17 protein-coding genes are annotated in these 16,398 nt (G+C 66.2%); 8 read left to right on the top strand and 9 right to left on the bottom strand.

Annotated elements, in window-relative coordinates; translation table 11 throughout:
- Nucleotides 1-1,386 carry a TIGR03013 family XrtA/PEP-CTERM system glycosyltransferase gene (locus OLX02_RS02400; protein WP_264419905.1) on the bottom strand — a complete coding sequence of 462 codons (1,386 nt, stop codon included), beginning with the start codon at nt 1,384-1,386 and terminating at the stop codon, nt 1-3.
- 184 nt (nt 1,387-1,570) lie between these two features.
- Nucleotides 1,571-1,855, bottom strand: a complete 285-nt coding sequence (locus OLX02_RS02395) for a hypothetical protein (protein ID WP_264419903.1) — start codon at nt 1,853-1,855, stop codon at nt 1,571-1,573.
- Between the two features lie 114 nt (nt 1,856-1,969).
- On the opposite strand from OLX02_RS02395, the gene OLX02_RS02390 reads away from it, so the two are divergent.
- Nucleotides 1,970-4,297: a patatin-like protein gene (locus OLX02_RS02390; RefSeq protein WP_264420313.1), complete on the top strand. Its 2,328-nt coding sequence runs from the start codon at nt 1,970-1,972 to the stop codon at nt 4,295-4,297.
- A gap of 3 nt (nt 4,298-4,300) precedes the next feature.
- On the opposite strand, the gene dnaJ is transcribed toward OLX02_RS02390, so the two are convergent.
- Together dnaJ and dnaK are read right to left on the bottom strand one after the other, a co-directional pair.
- Nucleotides 4,301-5,434, bottom strand: a complete 1,134-nt coding sequence (gene dnaJ, locus OLX02_RS02385; RefSeq protein WP_264419901.1) for a molecular chaperone DnaJ — start codon at nt 5,432-5,434, stop codon at nt 4,301-4,303.
- Between the two features lie 84 nt (nt 5,435-5,518).
- Nucleotides 5,519-7,429: a molecular chaperone DnaK gene (gene dnaK, locus OLX02_RS02380; RefSeq protein ID WP_264419899.1), complete on the bottom strand. Its 1,911-nt coding sequence runs from the start codon at nt 7,427-7,429 to the stop codon at nt 5,519-5,521.
- Between the two features lie 168 nt (nt 7,430-7,597).
- Between dnaK and OLX02_RS02375 the strand changes: the two genes are divergently transcribed.
- The 3 genes from OLX02_RS02375 to OLX02_RS02365 are packed head-to-tail and all read left to right on the top strand — an operon-like array spanning nt 7,598 to nt 9,138.
- Nucleotides 7,598-8,146 carry a copper chaperone PCu(A)C gene (locus OLX02_RS02375; protein ID WP_264419897.1) on the top strand — a complete coding sequence of 183 codons (549 nt, stop codon included), beginning with the start codon at nt 7,598-7,600 and terminating at the stop codon, nt 8,144-8,146.
- 32 nt (nt 8,147-8,178) lie between these two features.
- Nucleotides 8,179-8,643 carry a vgr related protein gene (locus OLX02_RS02370; protein WP_264419895.1) on the top strand — a complete coding sequence of 155 codons (465 nt, stop codon included), beginning with the start codon at nt 8,179-8,181 and terminating at the stop codon, nt 8,641-8,643.
- Nucleotides 8,644-8,667: 24 nt separating this feature from the next.
- Nucleotides 8,668-9,138, top strand: a complete 471-nt coding sequence (locus tag OLX02_RS02365) for a hypothetical protein (protein WP_264419893.1) — start codon at nt 8,668-8,670, stop codon at nt 9,136-9,138.
- Here OLX02_RS02365 and OLX02_RS02360 read toward each other — a convergent pair whose 3' ends face one another.
- The 3 genes from OLX02_RS02360 to hrcA form a co-directional block, all read right to left on the bottom strand.
- Entirely contained in the window at nt 9,139-9,393 is a 255-nt protein-coding gene (locus OLX02_RS02360; RefSeq protein WP_264419892.1) for a glycine zipper domain-containing protein, read from the bottom strand. It abuts the gene before it with no gap.
- A gap of 95 nt (nt 9,394-9,488) precedes the next feature.
- On the bottom strand, nt 9,489-10,061 hold the full coding sequence (locus OLX02_RS02355; RefSeq protein ID WP_264419890.1) for a nucleotide exchange factor GrpE: 573 nt from the start codon (nt 10,059-10,061) through the stop codon (nt 9,489-9,491).
- The gene (gene hrcA, locus OLX02_RS02350; protein ID WP_264419888.1) at nt 10,058-11,122 is read right to left on the bottom strand and encodes a heat-inducible transcriptional repressor HrcA; all 1,065 of its coding nucleotides are present in this window, start codon (nt 11,120-11,122) and stop codon (nt 10,058-10,060) included. Before hrcA ends, OLX02_RS02355 begins: the two co-directional genes overlap by 4 nt.
- Nucleotides 11,123-11,205: 83 nt before the next feature.
- On the opposite strand from hrcA, the gene rph reads away from it, so the two are divergent.
- The 4 genes from rph to OLX02_RS02330 are packed head-to-tail and all read left to right on the top strand — an operon-like array spanning nt 11,206 to nt 14,617.
- The gene (gene rph, locus OLX02_RS02345; RefSeq protein ID WP_264419886.1) at nt 11,206-11,922 is read left to right on the top strand and encodes a ribonuclease PH; all 717 of its coding nucleotides are present in this window, start codon (nt 11,206-11,208) and stop codon (nt 11,920-11,922) included.
- Nucleotides 11,919-12,548, top strand: a complete 630-nt coding sequence (gene rdgB / locus OLX02_RS02340; RefSeq protein ID WP_264419884.1) for an RdgB/HAM1 family non-canonical purine NTP pyrophosphatase — start codon at nt 11,919-11,921, stop codon at nt 12,546-12,548. Before rph ends, rdgB begins: the two co-directional genes overlap by 4 nt.
- A gap of 9 nt (nt 12,549-12,557) precedes the next feature.
- Nucleotides 12,558-13,712: a radical SAM family heme chaperone HemW gene (gene hemW, locus OLX02_RS02335; protein WP_264419882.1), complete on the top strand. Its 1,155-nt coding sequence runs from the start codon at nt 12,558-12,560 to the stop codon at nt 13,710-13,712.
- A gap of 8 nt (nt 13,713-13,720) precedes the next feature.
- Nucleotides 13,721-14,617, top strand: coding sequence for a tyrosine recombinase XerC (locus tag OLX02_RS02330; RefSeq protein ID WP_264419880.1), 897 nt, complete (start codon nt 13,721-13,723; stop codon nt 14,615-14,617).
- Between the two features lie 18 nt (nt 14,618-14,635).
- Here the strand turns inward: OLX02_RS02330 and OLX02_RS02325 are convergent, their stop codons facing one another.
- Together OLX02_RS02325 and OLX02_RS02320 are read right to left on the bottom strand one after the other, a co-directional pair.
- Nucleotides 14,636-15,448 (bottom strand): phytanoyl-CoA dioxygenase family protein, encoded by an 813-nt coding sequence (locus OLX02_RS02325; RefSeq protein ID WP_264419879.1) that lies wholly within the window; start codon nt 15,446-15,448, stop codon nt 14,636-14,638.
- A complete protein-coding gene (locus OLX02_RS02320; protein WP_264419878.1) occupies nt 15,445-16,272 on the bottom strand; it encodes a phytanoyl-CoA dioxygenase family protein in 828 nt (275 codons plus the stop codon). The genes OLX02_RS02325 and OLX02_RS02320 overlap by 4 nt, the downstream gene beginning before the upstream one ends.
- Between the last annotated feature and the right edge of the window lie 126 nt (nt 16,273-16,398).

The raw sequence follows: 16,398 nt of genomic DNA, 5'->3' as shown, positions 1-16,398 counted from the left end.
TCAGCGCGCCCCCTCGTGCCAGATCACCACGCGCAGCGTCTGCAGCAGGATGATCAGGTCGAGGAAGGGAGAATAGTTCTTGGCGTAATAGAGATCGTATTCGAGCTTGTTGCGCGAATCCTCGATCGAGGCCCCGTAGGGATAGTTGATCTGCGCCCAGCCTGTGATGCCAGGCTTCACCATGTGCCGCTCTGCGTAATAGGGCAGCTCGTCCTCAAGGCTGGAGACGAACTCGGGGCGTTCCGGGCGCGGGCCGACAAAGCTCATCTGGCCTTTCAGCACCGTCCAGGCCTGTGGCAGTTCGTCGATACGGACCTTGCGGATGAAGCGGCCGATGCGCGTCACGCGCGGATCGTTGGCGGCAGCCCACTGCGCCCCGGCCGCTTCGGCATCGACCCGCATGGAACGCAGCTTGATGAGGTGGAACGGCTCGCCGTACAGCCCCACGCGGGTCTGGCGGAAGAACGCCGGCCCCTTGCTATCGAGCTTCACCAGCACCGCGAACAGCACAACGACCGGCGCGGTCGCCAGCAGCAGCAGCACGCTCGCAGCCACGTCGAACAGGCGCTTCATCACGCTCGACACCATCCGCCCGGACGAAAACCCGTCGGAAAAGATCAGCCAGCTGGGATTGACCGTATCGAGGTCGATCCGCCCGGTCTCGCGTTCGAGAAACGAGGAAAACTCGTTGACGTGGACGCCCGTGGTCTTGATCCGCAGCAGATCCTGCAAGGGCAGCGCATTGCGGCGTTCCTCCAGCGCGAGCACCACTTCGCCCACGCTCAGGTTTTCGACATGGCGGGTCAGGTTGTGGATCGCAGTGCGGCTGATCGCTTCCTCGATCACCGGTTTCTGGTCGCTCATGGCCACGAAGCCGACGATGACGAAGCCAGCCTCGGGCCGCTCGGCCAGCTTGCGCAACCGCTCCGCGCGGGCGCCCGCGCCGAGCACCAGCACGCGGCGGCGGAACGGCGCAGTGCCGAGCACACCGCCCAGCACGGCGCGCACGAAGAACAGCAGCACCAGCGCGATGCCCATCGCGTAGAACAGGTTGGAACGCCACAGCGTGCGCCCCGGCAGCAGGAAATAGACCACCGACAGCGCGATGATGCCCAGGCTCGTCGCCACGATCAGGCGCGCGGTGGCATAGCGCATGGAACGCAGCGCTTCCGAGCCATAGACGCCGACCGAGATCATCGCCAGCTGGACCAGCACAGCAAAGCTGAGCAACTGCACCCATCGCCCGGACATCACGCCGGGGTCCATGGCGATCTGGCGGGCGCGCAGCAGCCAGCCGAGTTCGCCGGCCACCACCAGCAGGATGAAATCGAGCAGGCCCAGCAGCAGGACCGCGTTGGGTATGTAGTGCTTGAACAGCCGGAACATCAGACGCGATCACCCTGCTTGCGGGCCATCACGGGCCACCGCTTGCCCCGTCCTAGCCCTCAGGGGTAAAGCGTCGGTAAATCTGACAGGCCCGGCCAAAGGCGCAAGGGCATTAAATCACGTAAAAAGCGCGCGCGGAGCGAACCGCGCGCGCTTTTTGTCGGCTGAGTTTACAGCCTGTCGCTTACTTGTCGGAGACCTTGTCGGCCGCATTCTGGGCCGCGTCACCCACCTGCTGCGCCGCCGATCCCACGTCGCGGGCCGCGCCGGCGATGGCGTTGTCCTTGGCCGAGCTGCTGTTCGACATATTGGAAAAGAAGTAGACCGCAGCCACCAGCGCGATCACCACGACGATCGCGATCACCCAGCCGGCCCCGCTGCTGCCGCGCGCGCCATCGTCATAGACGGTGGTGTGGGTATGAGTGGCGCCATTGGGACGCTCCACTTCGACGATACGTTCCTCGACCATGTCCTGCATCCTTTTCGGGAAATTGCTTGCTTGCCGAGGAAATGCGCGCCTGCCCTGCTTGTTCCGCGCAGATGCCTCTGGCGGGATGGGCGCGGCGGTGCCATGCTGCCTCTCATGCGGCAGAAGGAACTGCGCATCGCCCTGGTCTGCTACGGCGGCATCAGCCTTGCGGTGTACATGCACGGCGTGACCAAGGAGATCTGGCACGCCACGCGCGCCAGCCGCGCCTTCCATCGGGGCGATGCGCCGTCATCCGGGGTGGAAGCGATCTATCGCGACCTGTTCGCCGCCCTGCTCGATACGCGCGCGCTCAAGCTGCGGCTCCTGCCCGACATCATCTCTGGCGCGAGCGCGGGCGGGATCAACGGTGTGTTCCTGGGCCAGGCGCTCGCCACCGGGCAAAGCCTGGAGCCGCTCACCACACTCTGGCTGGAACGCGCGGACATCGACATTCTGCTCGATCCCGATGCCAAGCCCTGGGGCCGCTTCGCCAAGTTCTGGGCGCAGCCGATCGTGTGGTTCGTGCTCAAATGGCCGGGCAACGTCGTGTCGCGCACTGTGGCCAAGGGCACCCGCGCCGAAGTGCGCCGCAAGGTCTCCCGCCTGATCCGCGCACGCTGGTTCGCCCCGCCGTTCAGCGGCATCGGCTTCTCGCGCCTGATCGCCGAGGCGCTCGAGGCCATGGCGGAGACATCCCGCGTGGAAGGCGCGGACCGCGAGGCCCTGCTGCCGACCGGCCACCCGCTCGACCTGCTGGTCACCGCCACCGATTTCAACGGCCACCCCGAGGAACTGCGGCTCAACAGCCCGCCCTTGGTCGAGGAAAGCGAGCACCGGCTCGCCATCGCCTTCCGCCGCGCAACCGGCAGCGACGAGGACCGAGATCTTGCCGCGCCCGCCGAGCTCGTTTTCGCCGCGCGTGCCACGGCGAGCTTTCCGGGCGCCTTCCCCCCGCTGACCGTAGCCGAGATCGATCGGCTGGTGGCCGAGCGCGGCATCGCCTGGCCGGGACGCGATACCTTCCTCAAGCGGATCATGCCCAGCCGATGGAAGCGCGATCACATCGAGGGCGCCGCGCTGGTCGATGGCGCGGTGCTGGTCAACCGCCCCTTCGCGCAGGCCATGGGCGTGCTGCGCGACCGCCCCGCGCAGCGCGAGGTCGACCGCCGCTTCGTCTATATCGACCCCAGCCCCGACCATATGCGCATCGCGCCCAAAGGCGGCGCGACGGTGGGCTTCTTCTCCGCGATCTTCGGCTCGCTGTCGTCGATCCCGCGCGAACAGCCCATCCGCGACAACCTGGAATCGCTGGAACAGCAATCGCGTGAGCGTGCGCGGATGCGCGCCATCGTCGATGCGCTGCGTCCGGAAATCGAGGAAACGGTCGAAAAGCTGTTCGGCTACACGCTGTTCTTCGACCGGCCCACGCTGAAACGCCTGACGGGCTGGCGGACCAAGGCCCAGCAGGCCGCCGCCGAACAGGCCGGCTTCGCGTTCCACGGCTATGCCCAGGTCAAGCTCGCCGGCATCGTCGCCGACATTGCCGAACTGGTGTGCGAGGCTGCGCCCGAGGCCGCCCCGCATGGGGCGGTGGAAACCGCGCTGTGGGAGCACCTTTCAGCGCAAGGGATGGACAAGCTGGCCGATCTGCGCGGCGGAGCGCGGCCCGATGCCATCGCGTTCTTCCGCAACCACGACCTCGCCTTCCGCATCCGCCGCCTGAAGCTGCTCGCCCGGCGCCTGACGCACGACTGGGACGAAACCGAGGGCATCGCACCCGACGACCGCGAGGCCGCGCGCGACATCGTCTACCGTGCGCAGGCGCTCTACCAGGGGCGCGAGACCGTCGCCGGGCTCGGCCCCGGCTTCGCCGCGACCGCTGCCGTCGCCATTACCGATCCCGGCGCGGTGCTGGCTGCCATCGCGGCGCGGCGCGACCTGATGGGCATCGACCTGCAAGTCGATGCGATGCTGGTCGCCGCGCTGGAACGGATGGACAAGCCGCTGCGGCGGCGGGTCCTCTACGCCTACCTCGGCTTCCCTTTTTACGATGTCGCCACCCTGCCCCTGCTCCAGGGCGAAGGCATGGGCGAATTCGACGCGGTCAAGGTGGACCGGATCTCGCCCGACGATGCCACCTCGATCCGGCCCGGCGGCACCTACGATTGCCTGCGCGGCGTGGAGTTCTTCAACTTCGGCGCCTTTTTCAGCCGCGCCTACCGCGAGAACGATTACCTGTGGGGCAGGCTCCACGGCGCGGAGCGGACCGTAGACCTGATCGCCTCGACCGCGCGGCCCGCGCTCGATCCGGGCGTGGTGCGCCGGTTCAAGCGCGATGCGTTCCTGGCCGTCCTGAACGAGGAAAAGGCCCGGCTCGTTGCCGAGCCGGGCCTTGTCGAAAGCATCGAGAACGAAGTCCGCACCGCCTTTGCAGCGGGCTGACGGCTACTCCGTAAGATCGCTCCACGCGGCCTTGATCCGCTCGAAGAAGCCCTTCGACTGCGGGCATTCCTCGCCGGTCTCGCTGGCCTGGAATTCGCGCAGCAGTTCCTTCTGGCGCGCAGAAAGCTTGGTCGGCGTCTCGACCTGGATTTCAACCACCAGATCGCCCGATCCACGCCCCTGAAGCACCGGCATACCCGCGCCGCGCTTGCGCAGCTGCTTGCCCGACTGGATGCCGGCGGGAATCTCGATCTCGTTGCGCGTGCCATCAAGGCCCGGAATCTCGATCGATCCGCCCAGCGCCGCCGTCGTGATGCTGATCGGTGCCCGGGTCAGCAGCGTCGTGCCGTCGCGCTCGAACACATGGTGCCGCGCGATGTGGAGGAAGATATAGAGATCGCCTGCGGGCGCGCCGAACGGCCCCGCCTCGCCCTTGCCGGCAAGGCGAATGCGCGTGCCATTGTCGACGCCCGGCGGAATGGTCACTTCCAGCTTCTGCTCGGCATCGACCCGGCCTTCGCCGCGACAATGCTTGCAAGGCTTCTCGATCACCTCGCCCCGGCCGTGGCAGTTCGGGCACGGCCGCTCGACCATGAAGAAGCCCTGCTGCGCGCGCACCTTGCCGTGCCCGCCGCACAGGTTGCAGCGCCGTGCCGAAGTCCCCGGCTGCGCGCCTGAACCTTCGCAGGGATCGCACTTCTGCGAAATCTCGACCGCGATCTCGGCCTGCTTGCCGTGATATGCGTCCTCGAGGCTGATCTCCATATCATAGCGCAGGTCCGCGCCGCGGCGCGCCTGCTGGCGCCCGCCGCTGAAGCCACCGCCGAAGATAGTCTCGAAGATGTCGCCCAGATCGCCGAAATCGGAGCCGCCGCCACCGAAACCGCCCTGCCCGCCGGCACCGCCCTGCTGGAACGCGGCGTGGCCATAACGGTCATAGGCCGCCCGCTTCTGCGGATCGGACAGGCAGCCATAGGCTTCGTTGATCTGCTTGAACTTGGCCTCGGATTCGTCGCACCCCGGATTCTTGTCCGGATGATACTTCATCGCGAGCTTGCGAAACGACGACTTGATCGTCTTGTCGTCCGCGGTCCGCTCGACTTCGAGCAGTTCGTAAAAGTCGATCTCGGCCGACATCTGTTACCCCTGGACCAGTACCCGTGAGAAACAAACCGCCGCCCACGCATGAAAACGCGGGCGGCGGCATGGTTTCATGGCCGATCAGGCCTTGTTGTCGTCGACTTCCGAGAACTCGGCGTCGACCACGTCGTCGTCGGCCTTGGGAGCTTCACCACCCGGAGAAGCAGCAGAAGCCTGCTCCTTCTCGTAGATGGCCTGGCCCATCTTCATCGCCTTGTCGGTCAGCGCCTGGGTCTTGGCATTCATCGCCTCGACGTCGCCGCTTTCGATAGCGGCCTTCGCCTCGGCGATGGCGGCCTCGATCTCGCCCTTGAGCGCGGCGTCGATCTTGTCGCCGTTCTCTTCGAGCTGGCGCTCCGTAGCGTGGACAAGGCTGTCGGCGTTGTTCTTCGCCTCGGCCATTTCACGCCGCTTCTTGTCGTCGTCGGCAAACTTCTCCGCATCGCGGACCATCTGGTCGATGTCGGCGTCCGAAAGGCCGCCCGACGCCTGGATGCGGATCTGCTGCTCCTTGCCGGTGCCCTTGTCCTTGGCCGACACGTTCACGATGCCGTTGGCGTCGATGTCGAAGGTCACTTCGATCTGCGGAACGCCGCGACGCGCCGGCGGAATGCCGACGAGGTCGAACTGCCCCAGCATCTTGTTGTCCTGCGCCATTTCGCGCTCGCCCTGGAAGACCCGGATCGTCACCGCCTGCTGGTTGTCTTCGGCAGTCGAATAGACCTGGCTCTTCTTGGTCGGGATCGTGGTGTTGCGGTCGATCATCTTGGTCATGATGCCGCCCAGCGTCTCGATGCCCAGCGAAAGCGGGGTCACGTCGAGCAGCAGCACGTCCTTGACGTCGCCCTGGAGCACGCCGGCCTGGATCGCCGCGCCCATGGCGACGACTTCGTCCGGGTTCACGCCGGTGTGCGGATCCTTGCCGAAGAAGTCCTTCACGATTTCGCGGACCTTGGGCATGCGGGTCATGCCGCCCACGAGCACGACTTCGTCGATGTCCTTCGCGGTCAGGCCCGCATCGGCCAGCGCCTTCTTGCAGGGATCCAGCGTGCGCTGGATCAGGCCCGCGACCAGCTTTTCAAGGTCGGCGCGGGTGATCGTCTCGACGAGGTGCAGCGGGGTGGTGCTGCCGCCTTCCATGCGCGCGGTGATGAACGGCAGGTTGATCTCGGTCGTCTGGGCAGACGACAGCTCGATCTTGGCCTTTTCCGCGGCTTCCTTCAGGCGCTGCAGGGCGAGCTTGTCGCCGCGCAGGTCCATGTTCTCCTTGGCCTTGAACTTGTCGGCCAGGTATTCGACCACGACCGTGTCGAAGTCCTCGCCGCCGAGGAAGGTGTCGCCGTTGGTGGACTTCACCTCGAACACGCCGTCGCCGATCTCGAGAACCGAGATGTCGAACGTGCCGCCGCCAAGGTCATAGACCGCGATGGTCTTGCCGTCCTGCTTGTCGAGGCCATAGGCCAGCGCCGCCGCGGTCGGCTCGTTGATGATGCGCAGAACTTCAAGGCCCGCGATCTGGCCGGCGTCCTTGGTCGCCTGGCGCTGCGCGTCGTTGAAGTAGGCGGGCACGGTGATCACGGCCTGCGTGACGGTCTCGCCGAGATAGGCCTCGGCGGTTTCCTTCATCTTCTGCAGCGTGAACGCCGAAATCTGCGACGGGCTGTAATCCTGTCCGCCGGCCTTGACCCACGCGTCGCCGTTCTTCCCCTTCGTGATCGAATAGGGAACCAGCTGCGTGTCCTTCTGGGTCAGCGGATCGTCGAACCGACGGCCGATCAAACGCTTGACCGCGAAGATGGTGTTGTCCGGATTGGTCACGGCCTGGCGCTTCGCCGGCTGGCCGATCAGGCGTTCGCCGTCCTTGGTGAAGGCGACGATCGAAGGCGTCGTGCGCGCGCCTTCCGAATTTTCGATGACCTTGGGCGTGCCCCCGTCCATCACTGCAACGCAGCTGTTGGTCGTGCCGAGGTCGATACCGATCACTTTAGCCATGGTTTCCCCATTTCCTTCCAAGATAGACACCGCTGGTGGTCTGGCGTCCCCCTGCCGGGCAGGCGCCGTTTTGCGGCTCTGACGGGGGCGATATAGGTGCGGTTTGACTTGGCACAAGACCTCCGCCCGCCTACCTCCAGCGCGGATTTGCAGAAGGAGTGAACAACCATGCGCGCCAACGCTTTCGCCCCGGCCCTCATCGCGGCAGCCGGACTGTCGCTCGCGCTCGCCGGTTGCGGCGAAAAGCCGACCGACAGCCCCAGCGCGAGCGCCAGCGCTCCCGCCGAAGCGGCGCCGGAGGCAGCCCCGGGTATCACCTTGTCGGACGCGGTGGTCCAGTTGCCCGCCGTGCCAGGCCGCCCGGGCGTCGCCTATTTCACTCTGGCGCAGGGCAACGGCGCGCCGCGCAAGCTGGCCGCGGTCCATGTCGACGGAGCCGAGCGCGCGGAAATGCACCGCAGCGCCATGCACAACGGCGTCGCCACGATGGCGCCCGTCACCGAAGTCGCGCTCGCACCGGGCAAGGCGGTGCAGTTCGCCCCCGGCGGCTATCATGTCATGCTGTTCGGCGTGAGCGACAGCCTCAAGGCCGGCAGCACGACCGAACTGACCATCACGCTCGACAATGGTGACAAGGCCAGCGTTTCGGCCAAGGTCCAGTCGATCGGCGGGGATATGCACAACATGGACGGCGCGGACCACGACATGAAGATGTGACGGCGGGCAGGACGTAGCGACAGGACTGGCGGATGACCGAACGCCCCCTCACAGCCGGCGAACGCATGCTGGTGCAGGAGGTGTTCGGCGCCGCCATCGCGCTCGATCCCGTGCGGGTGAAACGGCGCAAGTTCTTTCCCTTGCAGCCGAAAGGCACGGTGATGGCGCCAATGGGCCATCTCCATTTCCACCCGCAAGGCCCGCACTGGCGCGAGGATTTCGCGCAGGCGTCGTTGCCGTTGCAAGCACTGTTCGTGCACGAGATGGTCCACGTGTGGCAGACCCAGCAACGCGGCCGCTGGTGGCTGCCCCTGATGCGCCACCCCTTCTGCCGCTACGGCTACACATACGTGCCGGACAAGCCCTTCGAAGCCTATGGCATCGAACAGCAGGCCGAAATCGTGCGCCACGTATTTCTGGCCGAGCGCGGCCTTCCGGCACCAGGCACGCCGCCGGTGGAAATTTTGCAACGGTTACTGCCGTTTACGAATACTTGAGATTTGATTTCTTAACCTTGCCGAATGACGGCGACACCATCAGAAACAAATCTGCACATTTGGCGGAGCCGGACGATCGATGCCTTTGCGTCGATCGAAATTCGCATTGAAGGCTTGCTGAGCAAAATCGACAGGTCGGGCAAGTGCGATCGGCTGGGCGCGAAAATAGAAGCGTTGCGGAAAACCTCGCCTCAAGGCCCCTACTCGGCGGCCAGAAAGGCGGCTGTGGACAAGGTGCTTGAACAGATTTCGAAGCTTTTGCCGCTCCGAAACGATCTCGTCCATTCGCCCATGTTGGTCCGAAAGGACGCAGGCAAATCCGTCGCTGTGTTTTCCAACCCGAACGCGCTTTGTGATTTTTCAACGGTGACGCGCGAATTCGAGGCCCCGCGCCTGCAGGCTCTGGCGTGCAAGGCCAGCCATCTGGCAAAGGAACTCGACAAGGCTATCGCCATCAAGGCCGAGCTGCCGACCGAGGCCACCGAAAACGCCTGATCAGCAGCGCACGCGGTATTCATACCCGTTGCTGTCGCGCTGATAGCAACGACCGTTCTTCTTGATGACAGCGCCCACCGCACCGCCTGCCGCCGCGCCGATGGCCGCGCCGCGTCCGACGTTGCCATCCGTAGCCGCGCCGATCAGCGCACCGCCGGCCGCGCCCGCAAGCGCGCCTTCGCCAGCATAGTTGCTCGCGCAGCCCGCCAGCGCGAGCGATGCGCCGAGCACGGGAAGCATAAATCTGGAAGTCATGGCAGTTCTCCTCGCGCCCCCGCTTGCGGGTACTACGAGGCAACGCCCTTCGGGGTTCCCGGCGCCGACCTTGAGCCTGGCGCCGGGAAAGCCGGTCAGTCGGGCTTCTTCGCCACGGCCACCATCGCGGGGCGCAGCAGCCGGTCCTTGATCATGTAGCCGGCCTGAAGTTCCTGGATCACCGTGCCCGGCTCGACATCGTTCGAGGGGATTTCGAGCATGGCCTGATGCTGGTGCGGGTCGAGCGGCAGCCCCTTGGCCGCGATGCGGCTGATGCCGTGCCCCGCAAAGACCTTGTCGATCTCGCGCCCGGTCGCCTCAAGTCCGGCGATCAGGTTCTTGAACTTGTCGTCCTCGCGCAGGTCGCCGGGGATTGATTCCAGCGCACGCGAGAGGTTGTCGGCCACCGAGAGGATGTCGCGAGCGAAGCCGGTCGCGGCATAAGCGCGCGCATCGGCCACGTCCTTTTCCATGCGGCGGCGCACGTTCTGCGTCTCCGCCTTGGCATAGAGGACGTCCTGCTTGGCCGTTTCCACTTCGGCCCGCAGAGCTTCCAGCTCGCCCGCCGAAGCGGCCTCGTCATTTTGACCCAGCACCAGTTCCTCGGGCACGCCTTCGAGTTCCGCCTTAGCTTCTGGATCCTGCGGGCGCGTGTCGTTGTCCGTCATTTTCTGGAAAATCCGTCCTGTCCGATGAGTTTGCTCAAGGATTGAGCGGTAAAGTCCACCATGGGGACGACCCGCGCATAATTCAACCGAGTCGGGCCGATTACCCCCACCACACCGACCACCCGGCCGTCCGCATCGCGCCACGGCGAAGCGATGACCGAAGAGCCGGAAAGCGAGAACAGGCGGTTCTCGCTGCCAATGAAGATGCGTGCGCTTTCCGCCTCGCGCGCGGCGTCGAGCACGCCCGCGATGGACTCCGCGCTTTCCAGCTCGTCGAGCAGCTGGCGCACGCGCTCGATGTCGCCCAGCGCCGCTTCGTCGAGCAGGTTGGCCTGCCCGCGCACCACCAGAACCGGGCGCTGGGCCGCATCGACAGACCAGATGGCAAGGCCCCGCTGCACCAGCTGGGCGCTCGCGCTATCAAGCGCGGAGCGACCACCTTCGATCTCGCTGCGGATCTCGGCAACCGCCTCCGCCAGCGTGCGTCCGGCAAGCCGGCGGGTGAGATAGTTGGAAGCCTGCTCCAGCGTCGACGGCAGCGTCTGCCCCGGCAGGTCGAGCACCCGGTTCTCGATGCTGCCGTCCTCGCCCACCAGCACCGCCAGCGCGCGGCCGGGGCCAATCGGCACGAAGGAAAGCTGGACCAGCCGCGATTCGCGCCGGGGGACCATGATCACGCCCGCCCCGGACGACAGTTCCGACAAGGCCGAACTGGCCGCCGCCAGCGCTGCCTCGATCGTGCCGCCGGTGGCCAGGCCCCGCTCGATCTGCGCACGCTCGGCGGCCGAAGGCTCGGCCACCTGCATGATCCCGTCAACGAACAGCCGCAGGCCGATCTCGGTCGGCAGCCGCCCCGCGCTGATATGCGGCGCGGCGAGCAGGCCCGCGTCCTGCAATTCCTGCAAGACAGAGCGGATGGACGCCGGCGACAGATTGACCCCGCCCGCGCCGGCAAGCGTCTTCGAACCGACGGGATGCCCGCTGGCAATGTAGCCCTCTACCACCAGCCGGAAGATATCCCGCGCGCGGTTGGACAATTCGGAGAGCGTCGGACCCGTCATCGTACCTGCCAATTTAAGCCCAGCCCTTGCAGGCTCAAGGGCAATGCGCCAGAGGCACGGGCCAAACTTCTTGAGGAAATCCCATGCGACCTTCCGGCCGCGCCGCCGATGAGATGCGCGCTATCACCATCGAGACCAACTTCACCAAGCACGCCGAAGGGTCCGTGCTGATCGGTTTCGGCGATACCAAGGTGCTCGTCACCGCCTCGGTCGAGGAGCGCGTACCGCCGTTCCTGCGCGGCAAGGGTGAAGGCTGGGTCACCGCCGAATACTCGATGTTGCCGCGCGCCACGCATACCCGCGGCAGCCGCGAGGCCGCGAAGGGCAAACAGTCCGGACGAACCCAGGAAATTCAGCGCCTTATTGGCCGCTCCTTGCGCGCCGTCACCGACATGAAGAAGCTTGGCGAACGCCAGATCACGCTCGATTGCGACGTCATTCAGGCCGACGGCGGCACCCGCACCGCCTCGATCTCGGGCGCGTGGATCGCGCTGCGCCTCGCCGTGCAGAAGCTCATGGCCGAAGGCGCGATCAAGGAAGACCCGCTGACCCGCAAGGTTGCCGCGATCTCCTGCGGCATCCACAATGGCACGCCGGTGCTGGACCTTGATTATATCGAGGATTCCTCGGCCGATGCCGACGCCAACTTCGTGCTGATCGAAGGCGGCCACATCGCCGAAGTGCAGGCCACCGCCGAAGGCGCGACCTACGACGAGGAAGGCCTGCTGCGCCTGCTCCGCCTGGCCCGCATGGGCTGCGCGGAAATCTTTGCCGCGCAGGAACAGGCCGTCAGCCGGTGACGCACCGCCTCACCCCCGGCAAGCTGGTCATCGCCACGCACAACAAGGGCAAGCTCAAGGAAATCCAGGCCTTGCTTGCCCCTTACGGCATGGAATGCCTTGCTGCCGGGGATCTGGGGCTGCCCGAGCCGGAGGAAACCGGCACGACCTTCGCCGAAAACGCGCTGATCAAGGCGCACGCCGCGGCCGAGGCCGCGCAATTGCCCGCGTTGGCCGACGATTCCGGCCTCTGCGTGACCGCGCTGGGCGGCGCGCCCGGCGTCTATACGGCTGACTGGGCGGAAGCGGCGCCCTACGAAGGCGGACCGGGCCGCGACTGGTTCATGGCGATGGGCAAGGTCGAAGGGAAACTGGCTGAGAAAGGCCCAGCAACCCCTCGTGATTGCTGGTTTTCCTGCACCCTTGCCATCGCCTGGCCGGACGGCACGAGTGCCGTCTACGAAGGACGCGCGCCGGGCACGCTGACTTGGCCGCCGCGCGGCAAGATGGGCTTCGGCTACGACCCGGTGTTCGTGCCCGTCGGCGATACACGGACCTTCGCCGAACTCGACCCGGCGGAAAAGCACGCGATCAGCCACCGCGCCGATGCCTTCGCCAAGCTGGTCGCGGAGCAGTTCGCGGGGTAAGAGCAGGCGATGCAACCGCTTGCCCTCTACATTCACTGGCCGTTCTGCCTCGCGAAATGTCCCTATTGCGACTTCAACAGCCATGTCCGTGAACGGACGGACGTGGCCGCATGGAAGGACGCGCTGTTCGCAGACCTCGCGCACGAGGCCGCGCAGACTGGCCCGCGCACGCTGACCTCGATCTTCTTCGGTGGCGGCACGCCCTCGCTCATGCCGCCCGCGCTGGTTGCAGCCTTGATCGAAAAAGCGGGCGAATTCTGGACCTTCTCTCCCGATATCGAGATTACACTCGAAGCCAATCCATCGTCGGTGGAAGCGGCCAACTTCGCCGCGCTGGCATCGGCCGGGATCAACCGCGTGTCGCTGGGCCTGCAAGCGCTGGACGATGCCTCGCTCCGTTTTCTGGGCCGGCTGCACGATGCGGCCGAGGGACTGGCGGCATTGGAGGTGGCGCAGCGGCACTTCCGGCGAGTCAGCTTCGACCTGATCTATGCCCGCCCCGACCACACCCCCGATCTCTGGAAAAGAGAACTGGAACAAGCGCTTGCGCTGGGCACAGGGCACTTGTCGCTCTACCAGCTGACGATCGAGCCAGGCACGCGGTTCGCGACGCTGGTGCGCGAGGGCAAGTTCCTGCCACTCGATGATGACAACGCGGCAGAACTCTTTGCAATCACGCGGGAAATTACAACCGCCGCCGGACTTCCCGCCTACGAGATCAGCAACCATGCCCGCCCCGGCGAGGAAAGCCGCCACAACCTGACCTATTGGCGTTATCTCGATTACGTGGGCATCGGCCCCGGCGCGCACGGGCGGCGCGGCAACATGGCGACGGTGCGCCACCGCAAGCCCGAGAACTTCCTGAAAGCGGTTTCGGAACAAGGACATGGCCTGTCGGAACAGCGCCCTCTCGAAATGCGCGAGCAGGCGTCCGAAGCGGTGATGATGGGGCTGCGGCTGGCCGAGGGGATCGCGCCGGCAGCGCTGGCGGCGCGGTTCGGGCTGGCCGAAGCCGAGCTGATCGTGCCGGCCAAGCGGCGATTCTATCGCGAAATGGGCTACCTGAACGACACCGAGACGCACCTGAACGTCACCGAACCCGGCATGGCGGTACTCGACGGGCTGCTCGCGGAGCTTGTGCCCGCAGATCTCGTCGTGTCCTGACCGCCCGCGTGACGATCCACGATCTCCTCGCCGCCTGGCACGATCACCTTGTCCACGCACGTCGCCGCTCGCCGCATACCGTCCGCGGTTATGCCGCCGCCGCACAGCGGCTGCTCGAAACGCTGCCCCCCGGACAGGATTGGGCCAGCCTCGCCCGAATCGACGGCCCGGCCCTGCGCGCACAGCTCGCCGCGCGGCGGGCCGAGGGCATCGGCAATGTTTCGGCGGCACGCGAGTTGTCCGCGCTCAAGGCCTTCCTCGCTTTCGCGCGTGCGCAGGCCGGCGTTGACGAGGCGCAGCCACTTCGCCTGAAGGGGCCGCGCATCAAGAAGGGCCTGCCGCGCCCGGTCACACCTGACGAAGCGGTGAACCTGGCGGTGACGGTGGCCGAGGACGCCGCCGAGGAATGGATAGCGGCGCGCGACCGCGCGGTGCTGCTGCTGCTTTACGGCGCGGGCCTGCGCATCGCCGAGGCACTGGCCCTGCCCGCCTCCGTGCTGCCGCTGGGCGAAACGCTGGTGGTGACCGGCAAGGGGCAGCGCCAGCGCGTGGTGCCGATCCTGCCGATCGTGCGCGCGGCGGTGGCGGACTATGCCGAGAAAGTGCCCTGGCTGCTCAAGCGCGACGAGCCGCTGTTCCGGGGAGCAAAGGGCGGGCCGCTGGCGCAGGGCATGATCCAGCGGGCGGTAGCGCGGGCGCGGGTTTCACTGGGCCTGCCGCCCAGCGCGACGCCCCATGCGCTGCGCCATTCGTTCGCCACGCACCTGCTCGGCGCGGGCGCGGACCTGCGATCCTTGCAGGAACTGCTGGGCCACGCGAGCCTGTCTTCCACGCAGATCTACACCAAGGTCGATGCCGCGACCCTGCTCGACGTCTATCGCAGCGCGCACCCCCGCGCGGAGTAGTGCGCCATAAGGCCCCGTTCAGGCGGGCGACTTGCCGTTGATCAGCCCCAGCCCTTCGCTCTTGTACCCCAGCAGGGTCAGCGCTTCGTCGCTGGCGAACTGGCGGATTTCCGGCCGCAGCGAGAGGAACCAGTTTTCCTGCTGGCGGTAGATCGGCTTGGTATACCATGCAAACACGCCGCCGCGCGTCTGGTCGGCGGTGCGATTGTGACCGGTCTTGTGCCATACACGGCTTTCGAAGATCGCGATCGAACCGGCGGGCGCGACGATCGCCTGCGTGGCGACTTCCGCCTCTTCGGGCAGCGGCGCGCGGTTCAGCTTGTGGCTGCCCGGCGCGAAGCGGGTGCCTCCGTTCTCCTCGGTAAAGTCGTCGAGGCACCACGCCACGTTGATGCCCTGCGGATCGACGGACCACGGTTCCGGCACGAAGATCTGGTCGGCGTGCAGGATCATCTCGCCCCCGCCGGGGCCGGTGATGTTGGCGGAAAGGTTGCCCAGCAACGCGGGCCAGCCGAGCACGGCGCGCACGTAGGACACCGCGATGGGGTGGAAGGCCAGATCCTCGAACAGCGGATCCCGGCTGAGCACGTTCCACACGCGCTGGTTGGAGGTGTCGTGCCCGTAATCGAGCGAGAAAGTCTGCTCTCGGCCGCGCGCGCGGTCCGAGGCGGCAGCGCGATAGAGCGCGTCGCGCGTGGCCTTCAGCGTATCGCCGGTTAGGACGTCCGGCACGATGGTCAGCCCGTGTTCGGCGATGTTGCGCAGGCCCTGTTCAAGGTCGCGCGTGGGCTCGGGCAGGACGGGGCGTTCGATGGTGGCGGCGCTGCTCATGCCTTGTCCTCCTGCGGGGCGGCCAGACGGTTGACGTGGGTCTCGGCAATGCCGGTGTTCGCGGTCACGCCCAGCCCCAGCCAGATCTGCATCTGTTCGCTGAGCGCGTTCTGCGTTTCGGGGCTGAGCGCGGCATTCCAGTTCACTTGCGGGCGCAGGAACGGCTTGGTGTAGTAGCCGAACAGCAGCGGACGCTCCTCGTCCTTGGTGATGTTCGCACCCGAAGTGTGCCACATCCGCCCGTCCATCGCGACAATCGAGCCCGCCGGGGCGACGAAGGATTCGAGCATCTCCGCCGCGTTGGCCGGAATCTCGCTCCGCTTGGTCCAGCGATGGCTGCCCTTGATGTGCAGCGTGCCGCCATTTTCGAAACGCACGTCGGACAGGCACCAGATGATGTTGATCGCCCAGGGTTCCAGCCAGGGTTCGGGCACCACGAGCGACTGGTCGGAATGGAGAAACATCGACCCGGCCCCGGGTCGTGCGATGTTGGCGGTGAAGTTCGAGATCAGGAACTCCTCGCCCAGCAGCGACTGCACCAGATCGACTGCGAGCGGATGGCCGATCAGTTCGCGGAACACCGCATCGTGTTCGAGCAGGTAGAACACGCGCACGTTACTGGCGTTGGGATCGAGGATGGGCATGAAGGTGGACACCCCCATGCGCTCGCTGGCCTGCGCGGCGCGGTGAAGCCGCTCCAGAACTTCAGCGGTGCGGGCCGCATCGATCACACCGGGCACTACGCAGAAGCCCTGCTCGGCAAGTTGCTGCTTTTCTGCGGAAAGATCGCGCAGAGGCGCGTCCACCCGGGCAAGGGTCGCCATCAACCATTCCTCTCCATTGCCGTGCCTCTGGCGGGCCGGACTGTTGCGCAAAACGTCTCCCGGGCGAAACTTCTTGTCAACGTGCATAATGGCCCCCACCATAAAATAATGGTCAAAAACGACCAA

The sequence above is a fragment of the Novosphingobium sp. KCTC 2891 genome (genome assembly GCF_025938155.1).
Classification (GTDB): Bacteria; Pseudomonadota; Alphaproteobacteria; order Sphingomonadales; family Sphingomonadaceae; genus Novosphingobium.
Note: the sequence above shows the minus strand (reverse complement) of the source record. Positions and strands in the feature narration are given on the sequence as shown.